Here is an 18,267-nt window from a genome sequence, read left to right as displayed (position 1 = left end):
GACAGCCGAAAGGCCGACCCGGTGCCCTCCAAACTAAAATATCGAAAACAACCCCATGCAAAGAAAGGAACCCTATGGAAACAAAGGGGTTCGCTGGCATGGATGCTGACCCACAAAAACATTTTGACACGTCGGGCAAATGATCGGCACTACGGTGCGGATAAAAAGCAAATGCCTGACGGTCGCTTTTTCGCTCGGGTCGAGCGGTTGACCAAGCGTTCCCTTTATTCGGACTATGCCCAAAGCCTAGGTTTTCGATTCAACCCCTGCTCGCGGTCGAATACAACTTCGTCAGGGCCATTGCAGAACGCAATCGACAGCGGCCAGATCAACCATTTGCATATCCCATGATGACTACGAAAAAAACGTCGATGCGAGCGCCGTTGACAACCGAAGCGCTAGAACGGTTGACGGCAGATGATTTCGTGCGGCTGAAGTTGACCGATGATGAAATGGCTCGACTGCGCGAAATCAACAAGGCACGAGAACAGGAACGTTTAGCGAGTGTCGCCCGAATTCGCGCGGAGGCTGCTCCCCTTTTTGCGGAGCTACAGACAGCCGGATTGAAGATTCAATCGGTAGGCGATTTGATTGCTGTGGCTGAAAGATACGAGGCGGCTATTCCTGTTCTTTTGAAGCATCTACAGATGCCATACTCGGATGTGTTTAGGGAAACCATTGCTCGCTCTTTAGCTGTTCCCGAAGCGGAAGTTCGTAAGGCGTGGCCGATGCTGGTCGAGGAATACCGCAAGGCCCCAATTGGTTGGGGCATCAAGGGGCCGGGTGATACCAAGGAATTCCGGCTCGGTGCGAAGGATGGCCTGGCTTGTGCGCTATCGGTCGCGGTCACGGACGAGACGCTGGAGGAGCTGATCGCGATCGCCAAAGATCCCAAGCAAGGCAAAAGCCGCGTGCTGCTGTTGTCGGCTTTGAAAAAGCGCAGGGACAAGAACCCGCTGGCGAAGCAGGCAATCGCCGAATTGGCGAACGATCCCGACCTTAAAGATGAAATCGCATCTTGGCGGAAGCGATAGTATCGTTGATGGTTGACAGCAAAAGCCGGTGCCGAAGCCGGCGGTTCGGCGTACTTGCCGACATGACCGGCTATGGCGCAACTTCATCGCCGAGGCAGATCCACGCAAACCTCAAACCTACTTTGCGCCGACGCGGCCTTGGACTAAGGTTTCGGTTCACCGCATCTCGTGGCCGAACCGGATTTCTTCATGACCCAGCCAGCCGCAAAACGCTTCCCGACGCCCGCCCTCGACAAACTGCCGGAAGATATCCGCAGCCGTATCCTCACCGTGCAGGAGAAATCGGGCTTCGTTCCCAACGTCTTTCTGACGCTGGCCTACCGCCCCGACGAATTCCGCGCGTTTTTTGCCTATCATGATGCGCTGATGGAAAAGGACAGCGGCCTCTCCAAGGCCGAGCGCGAAATGATCGTGGTGGCGACGTCCAGCGCCAACCAGTGCCATTACTGCGTGATCGCCCACGGCGCGATCCTGCGCATCCGGGCCAAGAACCCCGTCATCGCCGACCAGATCGCCGTCAACTACCGCAAGGCGGACATCACCCCGCGCCAGCGCGCCATGCTCGACTTCGCCATGAAGGTGAGCCAGGAGGCGAACACGGTTTCCGAACAGGATTTTGCCGAGATCGCCGGCCACGGATTCTCCGACGACGACATCTGGGACATCACGGCGATCTCCGCGTTCTTTGCCCTGTCGAACCGGCTGGCCAACGTCACCGCGATGCGGCCGAACGACGAGTTCTACATGATGGGGCGGCTGCCGAAATAGCCCGCGGTCGTCATGCGCAGGTTCCATGAGACTCTGCGGGGATGGGCCTGCGTGGATGCGCACCAACATTTTATGTTGGAAGCACGGCCGGCATGCTAAACAGGACCACAACCTTGCGGACCGACTGCAGTGAAGCCCCAGCTGCCCATACAAAGGGATGACGAGCACGTCGTGGTCAAATTCCGGCCGCGCACCTCGGCCCATCCCCCCAGCCGGCGGGACGACCCTGCCGCGGCCAATGCCCAGCCGCCCGCCCCGACCAATGCCCAACCGGCGGCAAACGATCTGTCCCGCTACGAACGGTCCCGTGACGAGCCGGACGACTTCCGCCATCGCATGCTGGCCAATGTCGCCGCCTTGTCCTTTACCGTGGCGCTGACGGCGATCGGGATCTGGCTCGCGGTCAGCATTGCCGATCTGCGCAAGACTCAGGATTGCGTGCTGATGGGACGCCGGGACTGCGCCCGGATTTCCGTGATGCCGCACAGTTAGAAGGCAGGCCTAAACGGCCGTTTTTGCCTATAAATCGGTCCACGGTGGGGTTGCCAACCTCCATTGAACTCAAGGCTGCGCTCCGATATACGGGCTCTCGACTCCGGCCGGGGGTAAAACGCCGCGCCCGCCTCCTCCTAGCCGTCCCGGATTTATCTCCAGTATATCAAAGGCTTAATGATGTCTTCTACATTCGATCAGATCGCCAACATTATCGCCGAGACTTGCGACATTCCGCGCGACACGATCAAGCCGGAGAGTCACGCCATCGACGATCTGGGCATCGACAGCCTGGACTTTCTCGACATCGCCTTTGCGATCGACAAGGCGTTCGGGATCAAGATGCCGCTCGAAAAATGGACCCAGGAGGTCAACGACGGCAAGGCCACGACCGAACAGTACTTCGTGCTGAAGAACCTCGCCGATCGTATCGACGAACTGGTCGCGGCCAAGAACGCGGGCACGGGCGCGTAACCGCCCACCATGGACCTTGATTATTTCAAGCTGATCGACCGTATCGTCGACCTCAATCTCGGCGAACGGACGATTGTGGTCGAAGCCCAGGTTCCGGAAAAGCACACCATTTTCGAGGGGCACTTCCCCGGCTTTCCAATCATGCCCGGCGTCTTGCTGACCGAAGCGATGGCGCAGAGTTCGGGCTGGCTTTTGCTCGGCGTGTTGAAGTTCGAGCGCATGCCGTTCCTGGCCATCGTCAAGGAAGCCAAGATGCGGGGTTTCGTCAGCCCCGGTCAGTTGCTGACGATCGAAGCCAAGGTCGAGCACGAAGGTTCCGGCTTTGCGGTCACCAAGGCCAAGGGCCGCATCGGCAAGGACTTGAAGTGCAGCGCTGAAATAACCTTTGGCCTTACCCCATTCCCCGACCCTGCGTTTCGCGTCCACATGGATGCGATGGCCGAAAAGATCGGGTTCCCCATGCAGGTGCTGAAGCATGACTGAACCCACGGCATCGGGTGCCAAGGAAGTCTGGATCACCGGCATCGGCATCGTGTCCTCGCTCGGTGAGGGACTGGACGCGCATTGGGATGCGCTGAACCAGAAGCGCATCAATGTCGACGACAAGCGCTTCGCGCCTTACATCGTCCATCCCCTCGCCCCGGTCAGCTTCGACGCCCAGATCCCGAAAAAGGGCGACCAGCGCCAAATGGAAGCCTGGCAGCGCATCGGCACCTATGCCGCCGGGCTGGCGCTGGATTCCGCCGGCGTCAAAGGCAACCAGGAAATCCTGGGACGGATGGACATGATCGTGGCTGCCGGCGGCGGCGAGCGCGACATTGCCGTCGACCTGGCGATCATGAACGCCGACGCCAAGGGCAATTCGAGTCCGGCCTTCCTCAACGAACGGCTGATGAATGATTTGCGGCCGACGTTGTTTCTGGCCCAGCTCTCCAACCTGCTCGCCGGCAACATCGCCATCGTCCATGGCGTGTCCGGAACCTCGCGCACCTTCATGGGCGAGGAAGCAGCCTCCATCGATGCGGCGCGGATCGCGTTGGCACGAATCGAATCCGGACAGAGCGAGATCGCACTGGTCGGCGCCGCGCATAATGGCGAGCGCCCCGATCTGCTCATCCTCTATGAATTCGGCGACTTCAATCTGACCGAGAAGTACGCTCCGGTGTGGCAGCGCGACGACAAAGGCGGTTTCGCGCTCGGCTCCGCCGGATGCTTCCTGGTGATGGAATCCCGCGAGCACGCCGAAGCCCGCGGCGCCAAGCCCTACGCCCGGCTGACCAAGGTGGTCGCCGACCTCGCCCAGCGCAAGCAACCCGGCGCGGTGACAAAATCGCTGGAAGCGCTGTGGCCGAAACTCGGCGTCACCGGCGATACCGGCAACCTGATTACCGGCGCCACCGGCGTCGGACCGGTAACGTCGGAAGAAAAGGAATTCCTGCGCCAGCATCCCGGCTTTGCCGTGCGCGCGACCGGGACGATGTTCGGCCACACGCTGGAAACCCAGTTTCCGCTCGGACTGGCGCTGGCGGCACTGTCGCTGTCGCGCGGCGCGCTGTTTCCGCCCAACGATCCGACCGGGCTCGAGGTTGAAAAGCCTGGTGTGCCGGACCAGATTGTGGTGCTCGGGGCCGGTCACTGGCAGGGCGAAGGCATGGCGCTGGTCGAGGCCATCAAGTAGCGCGTGATCCGGAACCACATCGCTGTTCAGGCGGGATCACGCCGAGACCATGAAATGAGCGCGCGAGCGCTTGCAGTTGCGGCGCAGCATCGACGGGGGAAACATGTCAGCACCACGCGATAAATTCGGCAGGCCGATCGTCGTCGTCACCGGCATGGGCGTCGTGACGTCGCTTGGCGCCGGCAAGAAGGACAACTGGACCAGGCTGACCGCGGGCGAATCCGGCATTCGCACCGTGACGCGCTTTCCGATCGACGGCCTGAAGTCGACGATGGCCGGCACGGTCGACTTCGTCAGTGTCGATCCGGTCTCCTCGACGGGGCTGACCGAGCAGCTGGCCAAACTGGCGACCGAGGAAGCGCTCGAACAGGCCGCCATCGGTGGTAAGGCCGACTTTCCCGGGCCGCTGTTCCTCGCGGTGGCGCCCGTCGAGGTCGAGTGGCCGCAGCGGCTGGAACTCGGGCGCGCGATCGGAAAGACCGATTTCGGCTATGAGGACATGCTGCGCGTCAGCGGCGGCGGCCGGTTCTCGGCGTTCCATCACCGTTTCATGTTCGGCTCGGTGGCAAGCCATCTGGCCGAGACCTACGGCACCAAGGGCTCGCCGATCTCGCTCTCGACCGCCTGCGCGTCCGGCGCGACCGCGATCCAGCTCGGCGTTGAAGCGATTCGCCGCGGCGACGCCGACGCGGCCCTTTGCGTGGCAACCGACGGCTCGGTCAATCCGGAAGCCCTGGTGCGGTTCTCGCTGCTGTCGGCGCTATCGACGCAGAACGATCCGCCGCAAGCAGCTTCAAAACCATTCTCCAAGAACCGCGACGGTTTCGTGATGGCGGAAGGCGCCGGCGCGATGGTGCTGGAAAGCTATGAGTCCGCAATGGCGCGGGGCGCAAGGATATTGGGCGTCGTCGCCGGCTGCGGCGAACTGACCGACTCCTTCCATCGCACCCGCTCCAGCCCCGACGGCAAGCCGATCATCGGCTGCATGCGCAAGACGCTGGCGGATGCCGGCCTCGAGCCGGAGCAGATCGACCATATCAACGCGCATGGCACCGCGACGCCGGAAAACGACAAGATGGAGTACAACACCACCGCCGTCGTGTTCGGCGATCATTTGCCCAAGATCCCGGTGTCGTCGAACAAGTCGATGGTCGGGCATACGATTTCGGCCGCCGGCGCGGTCGAGGCGGTGTTCTCGCTGCTGACGCTCGAGCATCAGCGGATTCCGCCGACCATCAACTACGAGGTTCCGGATCCGGCCATTTTGTTCGACGTCGTCGCCAACAAAGCGCGCGACGCCCGCGTCACCGCCGTGATGTCTAACTCGTTCGGCTTCGGCGGGCAGAATGCCTCGCTGATCCTGACGCGTGAACCGGCCTAGCAGCTGCGTGGCCTCTTGTTTTGACGCGTTTTCTTGACGCGAACCGGGATCCACTTCGCTTGAAAACGCTATCGTAGTCCCCATGAACCGCCTGCTCCTACGCACCAAGGCGCGCCTGCGCGACGCCGCCAAGCCGGCCACGGAAGCCGTCGTGGGCGCGCTGACGATCGCCCTGCTGCGCACCACGCGCTATTTCGATCCGGACAAGACCGCCAATTTCTTCGGCCGCGTCACGCGCTTCATCGGCCGCAGGCTGCGTGAGGAGCGTATCGGCCGCGAGAACCTCACGGCCGCCTTCCCGGAAAAATCACCGGAAGAGATCGAGAAGATCCTGGCCGGCGTCTGGGACAATCTTGGCCGCATCGGCGCTGAATTTGCCCATCTCGATCACATCTGGGATTACGACGTCGATCATCCGGACAAGCCGAGCCGGATCGAGTTCGGCGCGCGGACCAAGCAGATATTCGATACGCTGCGGGACGACGGCAAGCCGGCCATCATCTTCGCGAGCCATCTCGGCAATTGGGAAATACCGGCGCTCGGCGCCGTCGCGCACGGGCTCGATTGCGCGATCCTGTTCCGGCGGCCCAACAGCGAATCCGCCGATCGCGCGATCGAGCGGATCCGCGCCGTCAAAATGGGCACGTTGATTCCGGCCGGCCGCGAGGCGCCGCTCAAGCTCGCCGAAGCGCTGCAAAACAACCAGCACGTCGCGATGCTGGTCGATCAGTATTTGACCAACGGCGTCGAGGTCACCTTCTTCGGCCGCAAGACCAAGGCCAATCCGACGCTGGCGCGGCTGGTGCGTCAGGTCGAATGCCCGATCCATGGGGTGCGCATCATCCGCCTGCCCAACCATCGCTTCCGCGCCGAACTCTCCGAAGAGGTCAAGCCGGTGCGCGATGCATCGGGGCAGATCGACATCGCCGGCACGATGCAGGCCGTGACCTCCGTCATCGAGGGCTGGGTGCGCGAATATCCGGACCAGTGGCTGTGGCTGCACCGCCGCTGGCGGTAGGCAGCTTCGTAGCCCGGATGAGCGAAAGCGATATCCGGGACTTTGCGACACCGGCCCCGGATATCGCGGAGCCTGTCATCGGGCGCGCATTCGCGCGACCCGTTGGCTCATCCGGGCTACAGCTTGTTTAACCGCCGAACACCAAACCGAGGCTCCACGCCTTCATCGCGACGGTCGCCCCCAGGACAAAGATGATCTGCAGCAGCGTGCGCGTTGAAAAGAACGTGAGGATGTTGGTCATGTGATGCTCCCGGCGGCAGCTATAGAATCTGCCTCGGGTTCCGGCAACAGTAGCGCAGCAGAATCCGGGATCTTACGGCATTGCCCCAGGCAGCCTCAGGCGTTGATGTCCGCATAGGCGCCGGCGGACCCCTGCAGAACTGAATAACCCGTCTGCCGCTGGGCGATGGCCTTCTGCCCTTCCGCCTGCATCCCCTCGAAGGCCGCATCCAATTGCTGGCGAGTATAGCTTGTCGATACGCTCTGACGTGGCCGCCATGCGGATTGCGTGATCGCTGTGGAAGCCTTCTCGATCGTTCCTCCTACGGCCTTCGCGATACGTTCCGCGCGCGATTGCGCCAGATCAGGGCCACCGTTCAGGCCGGGCGGATCCTGCAGGTCTCCGACCGTTGCCGCAGCGGCGTTCGTCATCACCGACGACCCGCCGTTATAGAGGGTGGCAACGATCTTGCCGTTGACCTTGACGGTCGCATAGACGTTTTGCGGCGCATTGTCGGGCACATCGGTGGCGGCGGCGGCGTTAGCGGCTTGCGTCGCTAACCACATCATCGCCATCCGGTCGCGCAGCTCGGGATGGTCCTTGATCGAGACGGCCTTCAGTCCTGATGTGTCGAGCTGCTTCAGGTCCGAAACCGGAATACCCGGCTTCGCTTTTTCCGAGCTTGCATCTGCCTCGGGCACAGGTAACGCGTCGGCCCGCGTCAACACCGTCGTCGATAAGGTTTGCGCGGGACGCAAATAGCTCCCGGCACCAGCCATACTCGTAATCATCGATACACCCTTCCGCAGCAACAAGGGTGGAAGCAATCACCGTGCCAAGCGGAAATGCCTGAAACTGCTGGTGTCCTGTCCGCGAAAGAAGTTTCACACCGGAAAATCTTGCCGACAACGGCATGTATTTCCACGCACGTGTATCCCCTCCATTACCGACGGCACCCTACACGTTTCCTCCGCAAGCAATGACCCATACGCGCGAATGCTCGCTGCCGATGGCGCCTGCGAGGACCGCTCCCATCGCCAACGCTCCGCTCGGCTCCGCCCGGATGCCGCATGTCTCGTGGAGCAGCGCCATTGCACCCTGCACAAGCTGGTCATCGACCGCACACACCCGGACGTTCGACCGTTCCAGGATTTCGAATGCGCGCGTCCCGATCTGACGCGAGCGCAGCGCATCGCATATCGTATCCCCTGAAGGTTCGATCCGGACCGGCATCCCCGCTTCGCGTGCCCGGGCATATCGTCGGTGGGTGGCCGGCTCGACAACATAGATCGCAGCGGAAATAGACCGCGACCGCAGCGCAAGAGTCACACCCGCAGCCAGTCCGCCACCACCGCAGGCCACGACCACCGCATCGGAAGCAGTACTGCTCGCCTCAATGGCGGCTGCCACCTCGGAACCAAGCGTATAGCTTCCCGCAATCATCTCGATATCTTCGAAGGCATGCAGGTTACGCCAACCGCGTCCTCGCGCTTCCATCTGCGCACGTGCAGTCAACTCCGACCGCTCGGCGAGCTTTATCTCAGCTCCGGTTTTCCGCGCCTGATCTCGTTTGAGATCTGGTGCGTCGCTCGGCATCATCAGACAGGCTGGTTTGTTGAGCACCTGAGCCGCCAAACCAACCGCGATTGGAAAATTTCCGGCTCCGGCAGCAACAACACCTCGCTCGGCGTTTCCTACCCCAAGTACGGCACCGCGAAATTTGAACGATCCGCTGCGTTGAACGGTCTCATCCTTGACGTGGATCATCCGCCCGACCTGCGCGTCCAGCACGGGCGAGGTTCGCAAAGGAGTCTTTAGTGCGTGGCGAGCAATGAACTGGAGATCGCCGGGGGACGGAACGGCCAAAGGACCAGGCATTAGCGGCAAATGCGAATGAACATCGCCGCTTATCGGGCGAATTCAGATCTGTGTCTAATCAGCTGTTGTGACGGTCCGACTTTTCTCGTGAAGGCTGACCCGTAATATTTCGCCGCGCGATCGTGCCGATAGATTCTACTTCCCGGTCTTCACCCGGGTCCATAGCCGGTTGATGATGCGCTGGGTCGCGGGATCGCGAGCGTTGATCACGAACAGCTTTTTCTGGATCGCCTCATCCGGATAGATGTTCTTGTCGCCCAGGATTTTGGGATCGACCAGCTTCTGGCTCGCCAGATTGCCGTTGGCGTAGGACAGGAAATCCGAGTTCTTGGCCGCGATCTCCGGGCGGTAGAGGTAGTCGATCAGCTGATAGGCTTCCGCGACGTTCCTGGCGTCGGCCGGGATCGCGAGATTGTCGAAGAACATCTGCGCGCCCTCTTTCGGGATGGTGTAGCCGATCTCGACATCGTTCCTGGCCTCCGCCGCGCGGCTGCGCGCCTGCATGATGTCGCCCGACCAGCCGACCACGAAGCAGATTTCACCCGACGCCAGCGCGCCCAGATATTCCGACGAGTGAAACTTGCGGACATACGGCCTGATCCTGGCGACGAGATCGGCTGCCTTTTCCAGATCGGCCTGCTTGGTCGAGTTCGGATCGATACCGAGATAGCTCAGCGCCGCGGGCAGGATGTCGTCGGCGGAATCCAGCATGTGGATGCCGCAATCCCTAAATTTTGCGAGGTTCTCCGGCTTGAAGACGATGTCCCAGCTGTCGATCTTGGCGTCAGCGCCCAAAATCTTCTGCGCCGTTTTGACGTTGTAGCCGATCCCGGTGGTGCCCCACATGTAGTTGGCGCCGTAATTATTGCCGGGATCGTAGGTCGCGAGCTGGTTCGTCACCACCGGCCAGGCGTTGGCGAGGTTGGGCAGTTTCGACTTGTCGAGCTTGAGGAAAACCTTGGCCGTGATCTGGCGCTGCAGGAAATAGCCGGTGGGAACGACGACGTCGTAGCCGGATTTTCCGGCGAGCAGCCGCGTCTCCAGCGTCTCGTTGGCGTCGAACGTGTCGTAAACCACCTTGATGCCGGTTTCCTTGGTGAAATCCTCCAGCACGCCGGGCGCCATGTAGTTCGACCAATTGTAGAAATTGACCGTGCGCTCTTCAGCCCGCGCCGGCGACAACGACAGGATCGCGGCAACCGCGGCAATGAAACCGACGACATTGCGGGTCCGCTCGCGCATCTCGTCTACCTCTTCCGGCGGTGTACCGCGTCCGACAGACGCTCCAGCGCGGTATCCAGCGTGGCGTCCTTCTTGGAGAAACAGAAACGCACCACCGACGTCACGGCATCCTGTTCGTAAAAGGCCGACACCGGGATCGCCGCGACTTTGTAGTCGTTCACGATGCGGTGGCAAAACTGCACGTCGGTCTCGTTGAGTCCGAGCGGCGACAGGTCGACGGTCAGGAAATAAGTGCCTTGTGATTTCAGGACAGGAAAGCCGATGCTCTCGAGCCCCTTGGTCAGGCGATCCCTGCTCCGCGCCAGTTCCTTGCGCATGTCGTAAAAATACTCGGCCGGCTTGTCGAGACCGTAGGCGACGGCGGCCTGCAAATTGGGCGCCGTCGTGAAGGTGAGAAACTGGTGCACCTTCGCGGCCACGCGCAGCAGCGGTGGCGCGGCGCAGACAAAGCCGATCTTCCACCCCGTCAGCGAAAAGATCTTGCCCGCGCTGCCGACCTTGATGGTGCGGTCGCGCATGCCGGGGATCGTGATCAGCGGGATATGCTCGCGGCCGTCGAAGGTAACATGCTCCCAGACCTCGTCGCAGATCGCGATGGTGTCGAACTCCTGGCAGAACCTCGCCAGCAATTCGAGGTCCTCGCGCGGATAGACCACGGCAGCCGGATTGAGCGGGTTGTTGAACAGCACTGCCTTGGTCTTGTGGTTGAAGACGCTGCGCAGCATCTCCTCGCTGAGCCGCCAGTCCGGCGGCTCGAGGCGCAACAGCCGCGGGATGCCGCCGGCCTGCCGGATGATCGGCAGGTAGCTGTCATAGACCGGCTGGAAGCAGACGACCTCATCGCCGGGCTCGACGACGGCAAGAATGGACGACGTCAACGCCTCGGTGCCGCCCGACGTCACCATCACTTCGCTCATCGGATCAAGCGAGAGGCCGTGCCAACGTCCATAGTGAGAGGCGATCGCCTGCCGCAGTTCCGGAATACCCATCATCGACGGGTATTGGTTGTAGCCGTTGATCGAGGCGTCCGCGGCGGCGCGCCTGATATCCTCAGGCCCGGGATCATCAGGAAAACCCTGGCCGAGGTTGATGGCGTTGTTGTCGCGCGCGGCTTGCGACATCGCCTCGAAGACGGTGACGGGAAGGTCGGCGAAGACCTTGTTCATGGAGGTCATTTTTTCAAAGCAGTCCCTGGAAAACTCAGCCGCCGGCCTTGGTCTGCAATCCCGCAGCCTTCCAGCCGATGATGCCGCCCGCCAAATGCTTGTCATAGGGAAGCCCCGCGGCCTGCGCCGCCAGTGACGCCGTCACCGAGCGCTTGCCGGAGCGGCAGGCGAACACCACCTGCTTGCCCTTGGGGTCCGGAATGGCCGCCGGATCGAACGACTGCAGCGGAACCACCACGCCGCCGGGATAGGCTTCCACGGCGACCTCATTCGGCTCGCGCACGTCGACGAGCAGATAGCGTCCCTCCGCCATCCCCTTTGCGACATCTTCCGGCGTCAAATCGTGCACCTGATGGTCCGCCACGTAATATCCTCCCGACATCCTGCTTTGAGGGGTCCCGCCCGCCAGCCGGGCGCCAAACTCGCCTCTGGCGCGGCGAAAATCAAGCGCTGCGAACGGTTTAATGGGCCACCGAAACGGGGTCACGCGGCCCCCGCGCATGGCGCCATTTATTCTCTCGCGGCGGTGTTTTCAGGGCAGAAGTTGCCTTGCTATCGGCCAGGCCCCGACCGGCGTTTGCGGACCGGTCACCCTGTACCCCCGTCGCAGGTAGAATCCCTTGGCATTTGTGCTTGCTTCGGCGCGAACCACCTCAAAGCCGCGTCCACGCATCAGCGCTTCGAGCCGATCAAGTAACCCGGCGCCGACGCCTTTCCCGGCATATTCGGGGGCCGTGTACAGCCCCTCCAGGACGTCGCCGTGGATGGCGCCCCACCCGGCCACGACACCATCCAGTTCGGCAATCCAAATTTCCAGGTCGCGCAGCTTCCGCTCCATTCCGGCAGGCGCGAGCTTCTTCGCCCACGCCTCGGCGTCCGCGACCGGCATTTTAGGCGGCGCCAGTTCAAGGATCGATCGTCGCCGCACCTCGAACAGAAGCGCCGCATCGTCGAACTTAGCCAGGCGGTGAATGGCAGCAGCAGCCATGTGACATGTGATCCAGCGGCGGGACGCGAGTCTCGCGCGCGGACGTTATAGCAAATCGCAGCGCCTAGATCGTCACCTGCGTTCCCACCTCGACCACGCGCCCGGTCGGGATCTGGAAATAGTCGGTGGCGTCGTTGGAGCTGCGGCTCAGCGCGATGAACAAATGATCCTGCCAGCGCGGCATGCCCGAATGCGCGGCCGGCTTGAGCGCGCGGCGGGACAGGAAAAACGACGTCGCCATGATGTCGAACTGCCAGCCGAGCTTGCGGGCGAGCGCCAGCGTTCGCGGCACGTTGGGCTGCTCCATGAAGCCGAACCGCAGCGTCATCGTGGAGAAGGTCTCGCTCAGTTGCTCCATCCGGATCCGTTCGGAATCATCGATCCGCGGCGTCGGCGCGGTTTCGATGGTGAGAATGACGTTCTTTTCGTGCAGCACCTTGTAATGCTTCAGGCTGTGCATCAGCGCGGTCGGCGCGCTCTCGGGGTCGCTGGTCAGGAACACCGCCGTACCGGGCACCCGTTGCGGCGGCCGTTTTTCCAGCATCGCCGCCAGCTCGACCAGCGGGAATTCCAGCTTGCGCGATTTCTCGAACAACAGCCGGCTGCCGCGCCGCCACGTATACATCAGCAGCATCACGATGCCGCCCAGCGCCAGCGGCACCCAGCCGCCTTCGAACACCTTCAGCAGATTGGCCGCAAGGAAGGTGAGATCGAGGAACAGGAACGGCGCGATCAGCGCGGCGGCCGCCACCGCCGACCATTTCCAGACCCGCCAGATCACGACAAAACCCATCATCGCCGTGACGACCATGGTCCCGGTCACGGAAATCCCATAAGCCGAGGCCAGTGCGCTGGAGGAGCGGAACAGCAGCACTAGCAGAATCACCGAAATGAACAGCAGCAGATTGATGCGCGGAATGTAGATCTGGCCGGAATGCGACTCCGAGGTGTGGCGGATTTCAAACCGCGGCATCAGGCCGAGCTGGATCGCGGTGCGCGTCAGCGAATAGGCGCCGGTGATGACGGCCTGGCTCGCGATCACGGTCGCGAGCGTAGCAAGCGCCACCATCGGGATCAGCGCCCAGTCCGGGAACATCAGGAAGAACGGGTTCTCGATGGCCTTGGGATCTCCGATCAGGAGCGCGCCCTGCCCGAGGTAATTCAGCGCCAGCGACGGCAGCACGATGGAGAGCCAGGCGGTCTGGATCGGCCGTTTGCCGAAATGGCCGAGATCGGCGTAGAGCGCTTCCGCGCCGGTGACGGCGAGAAACACCGCGCCAAGCGTCACGAAGCCGATCACGCCATGATGGGTCATGAAGGAAACCGCATGGAACGGGTTGAGCGCCAGCAGCACTTCGGGATGACGCATGATCTGCGGCAGAGCGGCAACCGCGATGACCGCGAACCAGACGCACATCACCGGCCCGAAGAACGTGGCGACCCGCGCGGTGCCGCGCGACTGAACCGCGAACAGCACGATCAGAATGATCACCGTGAGCGGCACGACATAGTGGTCGAATGTCGAAGTGACGAGCTTGATGCCTTCGATCGCCGACAGCACGGATAACGCCGGCGTGATCACGGCATCGCCGTAAAACAACGCGCCGCTGATGATCCCGAGCAGTACGATCGCGGCGGCGCCCTTGCTGTTGCTGACGCCGCGCTGCGCCAGCGCCATCAGCGCCAGCGTTCCGCCTTCGCCGTTGTTGTCCGCACGCAGCAGGATGACGACGTATTTCAGCGTCACCACGACGACCAGCGCCCACAGGATCAGCGAGAGAACGCCGAGGACCGCCTGAGGATCGGCGCTGCTTGTGCTGCCGCTCGCGGCCACAATGGCCCCGCGCAGCGCGTAGAGCGGGCTGGTGCCGATGTCGCCATAGACCACGCCGATGCAGCCCAGCATCAGCGCCTTGAAGCCGGCGGTGCAGTGCGCTTCCCCATGCCCGTTGGCCGCGGGCGCTTCCGCCGCGGTAATCGCAATCTGGGATGACATCGGACAGGCCCCGGGTTTTGCCGCACTGCACAATAACGAAGTGCAGGCCTATACTCCTGTCGCGAATGCATAGGTTAGCCTGAATTCAGGCCTCCGATATGCATTCCGCGCATGGGTTCTAGGAAGCTAACAGACCGAATTTTCGTTAGATAATCAGATAGTTACCTGAGTTCCGACCTCGACGACGCGACCGGTCGGGATCTGGAAATAGTCGGTGGCATCGTTGGCCGACCGGCTCATCGCGATGAACAGGTGGTCCTGCCATTGCGGCATTCCCGACTGCGCCGACGGCTTCAGCGAGCGCCGCGAGACGAAGAACGACGTCGCCATGATGTCGAACTGCCAGCCGAGCTTGCGGGCGATCACCAGCGCCTTGGGCACGTTCGGCGACTCCATGAAACCGAAGCGCAGCCGCACGGTGGCGAATTTTTCGCTGATGGTCTCCATCTTGACGCGTTCGGCCGGATCGACGCGCGGCGTCTGTGCGGTCTCGATCGTCACGATCACATTGTGCTCGTGAAGCACCTTGTTGTGCTTGAGATTATGCAGCAGCGCCGTGGGCACGAAATTCGGATCGCTGGTCAAAAACACTGCAGTGCCCTTGACGATGTGCGGCGGACGCTTTTCGAGGCTCTTGATCAGGTCGATCAGCGGCACCTCGATGCGCCTCGTCTTGGCGATCAGGATCGCCGCGCCGCGGCGCCAGGTCCAGATCATCACCGCCATCGCCACCCCGAACAGCAGCGGCACCCAGGCGCCTTCGAGCAGCTTCAACAGGTTGGCGGTGAAGAACGCCATATCGACCACGACGAGCGGCAGGATCAACGCGGCCGCTGTCGCCGCGCGCCAGTTCCACAATTTCCAGATCACGACAAAGCCCATGATGCCGTCGACGACCATGGTGGTGGAGACGGCGATGCCGTAGGCCGACGCCAATCCGCTCGAGGTGCGGAACAGGAGCACCAGCAGGATCACGCCGAGCAGCAACATCCGGTTGACCCGCGGCAGGTAGATCTGCCCGGCATGGGTCTCGGAGGTGTAACGAACCTCGAACCGCGGCAACAGGCCGAGTTGCACCGCCTGCCGCACCAGCGAATAGGCGCCCGTGATCACCGCCTGGCTCGCGATCACCGTGGCCGCCGTCGCGAGCACCACCAGCGGGAGCAGCAGGATTTCGGGGGCCAGCCGGTAGAACGGGCTTACGATCGCCGCCGGGTTGGACAGCACCAGGGCGCCCTGCCCGAAGTAATTGATCAGAAGCGCCGGCATCACCAGATAGAACCATCCGGCCTGAATCGGCTTGCGTCCAAAATGCCCGAGGTCCGCATACAGCGCCTCGCCGCCGGTCACCGCCAGAAACACCAGGCCCAGTGTCACCAGTCCGATCATGCCGTGCGAAAGCACGAACTGGATCGCGTAATAGGGATTGATCGCCTGCAAAACGGTGGGATCGTCGCTGATGTGGATGAGGCCCAAAATCGTCAGCGTCGCGAACCAGACCACCATGACCGGTCCGAACGCCGACGCGACGCGCGCGGTGCCGCTGCTCTGCACCGAGAACAACAGCACCAGAATAAAGATCGTCAGCGGGACCACATAATGGTCGAGCGCCGGCGCGACGAGTTTGAGACCTTCGACCGCCGACAACACCGAAATCGCCGGCGTGATCATGGAATCGCCGATGAACATCGAGGCGCCGACGACGCCCAGCGCCATCAACACCCAGCTGCGCCGGCCCAGCGCCCGTTGACCCAGCGCCATCAGGGAGAGCGTGCCGCCCTCGCCATGATTGTCGGCGCGCAGCAGCAGCAGCACATATTTGACCGTCACGACGATGAACAGCGACCACAGGATCAAGGAGAGTACGCCGAGCACGATCTCGCGCGACACCGGCCCGCCCGCTGCCGCATGGGTTACGGCTTCGCGGAAGGCATACAGCGGCGACGTGCCGATGTCGCCAAACACCACGCCGATGCTGCCCAGCGTCAGGGCCCAAAAGCCTGAGGTGACCTGCCCCTCATGGGCCTCGGTGGATGTGGCGCTGACAGTCATGACGCGGGAAACACGCTCTCAGTTATTTGCTCAGTTATTTGATCCGGGCGGCTATCGACGCTTCTGCGTCGCCTGTCAATCATTGGCGAGCATAGCACCGCTGGGGGTGCGGCACCCAAGCAAAGCAAATTTCATCACACTATGCGAGAGGTAAGATAGTAGTTGTGACGAATTACGGCTTCAGACCAGGTGGAAGCGGTGGATTTTCGCGCATTAATGTGATGGTCACGCGACGGTTTGCCGGCAACGTCGGATCATCGGGAAACAGCGGTTGACTGTCGGCCTTGCCGGATACGGCAAAGACGTGCGACGGCGGCAGGCCCTCGCGCTCCAGAATCTGACGCACCGTGTTGGCGCGGTCGGCCGAAAGATCGAACGCGCCATAGTCGCTTCGCGCCGGCAGGAAACCCGCCGCCGTATGACCGACGATCGATAATCTCAACGGCGTCGCCTTCAGCGGAACCGCGAGCTTCTGGATCAGCCGCCGGGTGCGGTCATGGGGCACCTTGGAGCCATCGGCAAACATCGACCGCCCTTCCTGATCGACGATCTCGAGATTGAGGCCCTGGCTGGTCTCCTCGAACATGATGTGCTTGGACATCTCGGTCAGTTCCGGCAGGTCCTGCAACGCCTGCCGCAACGACGCCGAAGCCAGCGCGAACTCACGATCGACCGCGATGCGGGCGCCGCTTTCGCGGGAACGCTCCTTGTCGTCCGGGGTCGGCGTGGCGGAGGATTCCTCCGGCGAAATGTGAGCGGTGTTCTTCAGCTTAGGCCGCGTCGGCAGGCCGTCGGATTCGACGATGCCGGAATAGCGTACTTCGGTCTGCACGCCGAACGCTTCCCGCATCGAGCCGGCGACGATCTTCAGCTTGTCCTTGTCCTGGCTGGAGAACGCGACCAGCATCACGAAGAAGGCCAGCAGCAACGCCATCAGATCGGCGAACGTCACGAACCAGCCGTGACCGCCATGTGCCTCTTCGCGTTTTTTCTTGGCCATGCTCTATATCCGCGCCTGGATGCTGCCGAAGGGTCAGGCTGGCGCCAGTTCGCCTTCCTCGTGGCGATGCTTTTCAGGCAGATAGGCCAGCAGCATCTCGCGCACCAGCGCCGGGCTCTTGGAATCCCGGATCATCAGGATGCCGTCGATGATCAGCGTGCGATTGGTTTCCTCGTCGAGCAGCTTGCCATGCAGCTTGTCGGCGATCGGCAGACAGATCAGGTTGGCGACCAGCGCGCCGTAGAGCGTCGCCAGCAAGGCGACGGCCATGAAGGGACCGAGTTTCGAAGGATCCTGCATGTTCGAGAACATCTGCACCATGCCGAGCAGCGTGCCGATCATGCCGAACGCCGGCGCGCAATCGCCGATGGCGCGATAGATCTTCGAACCTTCGTTCAGGTGCATCAGGAAATTGTCGCGATCGCGCTCGAGGTTGTCGCGGATGAATTCGAGATCGTAACCGTCGGCGACGTAGCGGATTCCCTTGGCGAGGAACGGCTCGTTGGTATCGACCTTTTCCAACCCGACCGGACCCTGCTTGCGGGCGATTTCGGCGATGCGGGCGAGTTCATCGACCAGGTCGCGCGCCGACAGACGGCTCATCGTGAAGGCGAATTTGGCGCCGAGCGGCATGCCATGCAGGATCGCACTGAGCGGAAACCGGATCAGCGTCGCCGCGAACGAGCCGCCGAAAATGATGATGACGGCGTGGATGTCGTAGAACATCCGGAAATCGCCACCCATCAGAATCAGCGTGCAGAGCACGATGGTGCCGGCGACCAGGCCGAGGAGCGTGGTGATATCCATTCTGAACTCCGACGCGTACGCGAACTACCGCCCGTGCTGGGCGGTCGCTGCCCATAAGGGCCGCGCAAACTGA

At 62.1% G+C, this 18,267-nt stretch carries 18 protein-coding genes; 8 read left to right on the top strand and 10 right to left on the bottom strand.

Annotated features, from left to right (window positions below):
- The first annotated feature begins 347 nt into the window (after positions 1 to 347).
- The 8 genes from JQ641_RS14535 to JQ641_RS14500 all read left to right on the top strand — a co-directional run bounded on the left by JQ641_RS14535 (position 348) and on the right by JQ641_RS14500 (position 6,845).
- Entirely contained in the window at positions 348 to 1,034 is a 687-nt protein-coding gene (locus tag JQ641_RS14535) for a hypothetical protein (protein ID WP_211996629.1), read from the top strand.
- Between the two features lie 189 nt (positions 1,035 to 1,223).
- Positions 1,224 to 1,802 carry a peroxidase-related enzyme gene (locus JQ641_RS14530; protein ID WP_211996628.1) on the top strand — a complete coding sequence of 193 codons (579 nt, stop codon included), beginning with the start codon at positions 1,224 to 1,226 and terminating at the stop codon, positions 1,800 to 1,802.
- 129 nt (positions 1,803 to 1,931) lie between these two features.
- Positions 1,932 to 2,294, top strand: coding sequence for a hypothetical protein (locus JQ641_RS14525; RefSeq protein ID WP_211996627.1), 363 nt, complete (start codon positions 1,932 to 1,934; stop codon positions 2,292 to 2,294).
- A 180-nt stretch (positions 2,295 to 2,474) separates the two neighbouring features.
- The gene (locus JQ641_RS14520) at positions 2,475 to 2,768 is read left to right on the top strand and encodes an acyl carrier protein (RefSeq protein ID WP_192740419.1); all 294 of its coding nucleotides are present in this window, start codon (positions 2,475 to 2,477) and stop codon (positions 2,766 to 2,768) included.
- 9 nt (positions 2,769 to 2,777) lie between these two features.
- Positions 2,778 to 3,251, top strand: coding sequence for a 3-hydroxyacyl-ACP dehydratase FabZ family protein (locus tag JQ641_RS14515; protein WP_211996626.1), 474 nt, complete (start codon positions 2,778 to 2,780; stop codon positions 3,249 to 3,251).
- Positions 3,244 to 4,446 (top strand): beta-ketoacyl-ACP synthase, encoded by a 1,203-nt coding sequence (locus tag JQ641_RS14510; RefSeq protein ID WP_211996625.1) that lies wholly within the window; start codon positions 3,244 to 3,246, stop codon positions 4,444 to 4,446. The genes JQ641_RS14515 and JQ641_RS14510 overlap by 8 nt, the downstream gene beginning before the upstream one ends.
- Positions 4,447 to 4,549: 103 nt before the next feature.
- Positions 4,550 to 5,827, top strand: coding sequence for a beta-ketoacyl-ACP synthase (locus JQ641_RS14505; protein WP_192740422.1), 1,278 nt, complete (start codon positions 4,550 to 4,552; stop codon positions 5,825 to 5,827).
- An 82-nt stretch (positions 5,828 to 5,909) separates the two neighbouring features.
- A complete protein-coding gene (locus JQ641_RS14500) occupies positions 5,910 to 6,845 on the top strand; it encodes a lipid A biosynthesis lauroyl acyltransferase (RefSeq protein ID WP_211996624.1) in 936 nt (311 codons plus the stop codon).
- Between the two features lie 336 nt (positions 6,846 to 7,181).
- Here JQ641_RS14500 and JQ641_RS14495 read toward each other — a convergent pair whose 3' ends face one another.
- From JQ641_RS14495 to JQ641_RS14450, 10 genes are all read right to left on the bottom strand, one after another.
- Positions 7,182 to 7,856: a hypothetical protein gene (locus JQ641_RS14495; protein ID WP_211996623.1), complete on the bottom strand. Its 675-nt coding sequence runs from the start codon at positions 7,854 to 7,856 to the stop codon at positions 7,182 to 7,184.
- A 166-nt stretch (positions 7,857 to 8,022) separates the two neighbouring features.
- Entirely contained in the window at positions 8,023 to 8,943 is a 921-nt protein-coding gene (locus JQ641_RS14490; protein WP_283815194.1) for a threonine ammonia-lyase, read from the bottom strand.
- Positions 8,944 to 9,078: 135 nt separating this feature from the next.
- Complete coding sequence (locus JQ641_RS14485; RefSeq protein ID WP_211996621.1) at positions 9,079 to 10,185, bottom strand: polyamine ABC transporter substrate-binding protein; 1,107 nt, start codon at positions 10,183 to 10,185, stop codon at positions 9,079 to 9,081.
- A gap of 5 nt (positions 10,186 to 10,190) precedes the next feature.
- On the bottom strand, positions 10,191 to 11,360 hold the full coding sequence (locus JQ641_RS14480) for an aminotransferase (protein ID WP_192740427.1): 1,170 nt from the start codon (positions 11,358 to 11,360) through the stop codon (positions 10,191 to 10,193).
- Positions 11,361 to 11,385: 25 nt separating this feature from the next.
- Positions 11,386 to 11,733 carry a rhodanese-like domain-containing protein gene (locus tag JQ641_RS14475; RefSeq protein ID WP_211996620.1) on the bottom strand — a complete coding sequence of 116 codons (348 nt, stop codon included), beginning with the start codon at positions 11,731 to 11,733 and terminating at the stop codon, positions 11,386 to 11,388.
- Positions 11,734 to 11,883: 150 nt separating this feature from the next.
- A complete protein-coding gene (locus tag JQ641_RS14470) occupies positions 11,884 to 12,339 on the bottom strand; it encodes a GNAT family N-acetyltransferase (RefSeq protein WP_211996619.1) in 456 nt (151 codons plus the stop codon).
- Positions 12,340 to 12,403: 64 nt separating this feature from the next.
- Positions 12,404 to 14,335: a potassium transporter Kup gene (locus tag JQ641_RS14465; protein ID WP_211996618.1), complete on the bottom strand. Its 1,932-nt coding sequence runs from the start codon at positions 14,333 to 14,335 to the stop codon at positions 12,404 to 12,406.
- 153 nt (positions 14,336 to 14,488) lie between these two features.
- Positions 14,489 to 16,387: a potassium transporter Kup gene (locus JQ641_RS14460; RefSeq protein WP_211996617.1), complete on the bottom strand. Its 1,899-nt coding sequence runs from the start codon at positions 16,385 to 16,387 to the stop codon at positions 14,489 to 14,491.
- A gap of 172 nt (positions 16,388 to 16,559) precedes the next feature.
- A complete protein-coding gene (locus JQ641_RS14455) occupies positions 16,560 to 17,387 on the bottom strand; it encodes an OmpA/MotB family protein (protein WP_211996616.1) in 828 nt (275 codons plus the stop codon).
- 33 nt (positions 17,388 to 17,420) lie between these two features.
- Positions 17,421 to 18,194 (bottom strand): motility protein A, encoded by a 774-nt coding sequence (locus JQ641_RS14450; protein WP_211996615.1) that lies wholly within the window; start codon positions 18,192 to 18,194, stop codon positions 17,421 to 17,423.
- Positions 18,195 to 18,267 lie beyond the last annotated feature (73 nt).

Source organism: Bradyrhizobium sp. JYMT SZCCT0180 (assembly GCF_018130165.1).
Classification (GTDB): Bacteria; Pseudomonadota; Alphaproteobacteria; order Rhizobiales; family Xanthobacteraceae; genus Bradyrhizobium.
Note: the sequence above shows the minus strand (reverse complement) of the source record. Positions and strands in the feature narration are given on the sequence as shown.

Bases quoted from the DNA above. Each gene is read 5' to 3' on its own strand.
- JQ641_RS14530 (WP_211996628.1), top strand. From the start codon at position 1,224: ATGACCCAGCCAGCCGCAAAACGCTTCCCGACGCCCGCCCTCGACAAA.
- JQ641_RS14480 (WP_192740427.1), bottom strand. From the start codon at position 11,360: ATGACCTCCATGAACAAGGTCTTCGCCGACCTTCCCGTCACCGTCTTC.
- JQ641_RS14535 (WP_211996629.1), top strand. From the start codon at position 348: ATGATGACTACGAAAAAAACGTCGATGCGAGCGCCGTTGACAACCGAA.
- JQ641_RS14465 (WP_211996618.1), bottom strand. From the start codon at position 14,335: ATGTCATCCCAGATTGCGATTACCGCGGCGGAAGCGCCCGCGGCCAAC.
- JQ641_RS14505 (WP_192740422.1), top strand. From the start codon at position 4,550: ATGTCAGCACCACGCGATAAATTCGGCAGGCCGATCGTCGTCGTCACC.
- JQ641_RS14500 (WP_211996624.1), top strand. From the start codon at position 5,910: ATGAACCGCCTGCTCCTACGCACCAAGGCGCGCCTGCGCGACGCCGCC.
- JQ641_RS14490 (WP_283815194.1), bottom strand. From the start codon at position 8,943: ATGCCTGGTCCTTTGGCCGTTCCGTCCCCCGGCGATCTCCAGTTCATT.
- JQ641_RS14450 (WP_211996615.1), bottom strand. From the start codon at position 18,194: ATGGATATCACCACGCTCCTCGGCCTGGTCGCCGGCACCATCGTGCTC.
- JQ641_RS14520 (WP_192740419.1), top strand. From the start codon at position 2,475: ATGTCTTCTACATTCGATCAGATCGCCAACATTATCGCCGAGACTTGC.
- JQ641_RS14485 (WP_211996621.1), bottom strand. From the start codon at position 10,185: ATGCGCGAGCGGACCCGCAATGTCGTCGGTTTCATTGCCGCGGTTGCC.
- JQ641_RS14460 (WP_211996617.1), bottom strand. From the start codon at position 16,387: ATGACTGTCAGCGCCACATCCACCGAGGCCCATGAGGGGCAGGTCACC.
- JQ641_RS14515 (WP_211996626.1), top strand. From the start codon at position 2,778: ATGGACCTTGATTATTTCAAGCTGATCGACCGTATCGTCGACCTCAAT.
- JQ641_RS14510 (WP_211996625.1), top strand. From the start codon at position 3,244: ATGACTGAACCCACGGCATCGGGTGCCAAGGAAGTCTGGATCACCGGC.
- JQ641_RS14475 (WP_211996620.1), bottom strand. From the start codon at position 11,733: ATGTCGGGAGGATATTACGTGGCGGACCATCAGGTGCACGATTTGACG.
- JQ641_RS14495 (WP_211996623.1), bottom strand. From the start codon at position 7,856: ATGATTACGAGTATGGCTGGTGCCGGGAGCTATTTGCGTCCCGCGCAA.
- JQ641_RS14470 (WP_211996619.1), bottom strand. From the start codon at position 12,339: ATGGCTGCTGCTGCCATTCACCGCCTGGCTAAGTTCGACGATGCGGCG.
- JQ641_RS14455 (WP_211996616.1), bottom strand. From the start codon at position 17,387: ATGGCCAAGAAAAAACGCGAAGAGGCACATGGCGGTCACGGCTGGTTC.